The organism is Streptomyces sp. WAC05292, assembly GCF_003949955.1.
Classification (GTDB): Bacteria; Actinomycetota; Actinomycetes; order Streptomycetales; family Streptomycetaceae; genus Streptomyces; species Streptomyces globosus.
In genome coordinates this window covers 1-1,020 of sequence record NZ_RPSE01000763.1, presented here as the reverse complement: position 1 = coordinate 1,020, position 1,020 = coordinate 1, and the positions used below count along the sequence as shown (strand labels likewise).

Sequence of the window (1,020 nt, the reverse complement as noted above, 5' to 3'; positions counted from 1 at the left end):
GGGCGGGGACGGAAGGGCCGGCGGCTTCGGGGGCGGTGAGGGCGGCCAGGGCGGCTCTCGCGTCGGCGGCTTCGGGGAGGGCGAGGGCGTCGAGGAGGCGTATGGCCTCGTCCAGGCGGGCGGCGGCCGCCTCCCGGTCGCCGGCGGCGGCCAAGGCGGTGCCGTGAAGGCGGAGGGCGCGGGCCTCGGCCGCCCGCCAGCCGACCCGCCGGGCGGCTTCCACGGCCCGCTCGCCGCACTCCGCCGCGTCCCGGGCGCGGTTCCCTGCGAGGAGGGCGGCGGTCTGCGACACCAGGTTCATCGCGCCGTAGACCGGGTAGCCGTGGCGCAGGCCGAGTTCGGCGCTCTCCCGGTGCCGGGCCACGGCCTCCTCGGTGCGGCCGGCGTGCCGGGCGACGATGCCCTGGCTGTACAGGGCGTGCGCCTCGGCGTAGCGGTCGCCGCGTGCGCGGGCCGCGTCGAGGGCCGCCCGGGCCGCGGCATCGGCGTCGGCGGCGCGGCCCAACCGCATCAGCGCGCCGACGCTGTTGGAGCGGGCGTGGCCGACTCCCCACCCGTTGCCGCACCGCGTGCCGGTGTCGACGGCCTCCCGGTAGAGCGCATCGGCGGCCTCCCAGTCGGCCAGGGCCTGTCGGACGAGGGCCCTGGTGGTGAGGATCTCCGTGCGGACGATGTCGTCGCCGCAGGTCCGTGCGGCCCGGTCGGCGTCCTGGAGGGCGCGGTCGGCTTCGTCGAGGCGCCCCAGCCGCATCAGCGCGGCCCCCAGCATGTGGCCGATGCGGCCCGCTGCCCGGATGTCGCCGCGGGCCTGCGCGGTGCCGAGGATGCCGCGGGCCGGTGAGACGAGCGCACCCCACAGGAAGGAGCCGTCGAGCAGCGGGTCGAGGGCGAGGACGGTGTCGGCGGCGGCGCCGACGGCCTCCGGGGCTGCTTCGACGGCCTGGACGGCCACGGCGAGGACGGAGGCGTGGTCGAAGGGGAGGACCGGCGGGGCGGGGGCCGCCGGTCCTCCCCTTCGAC

Annotated in this window: 1 protein-coding gene; it reads right to left on the bottom strand. The window is 78.9% G+C overall.

From position 1 onward, the window contains the following. Positions 1 to 1,020: hypothetical protein (locus EF903_RS34575; protein WP_185902959.1), on the bottom strand; the 1,020-nt coding region annotated here is incomplete at both ends.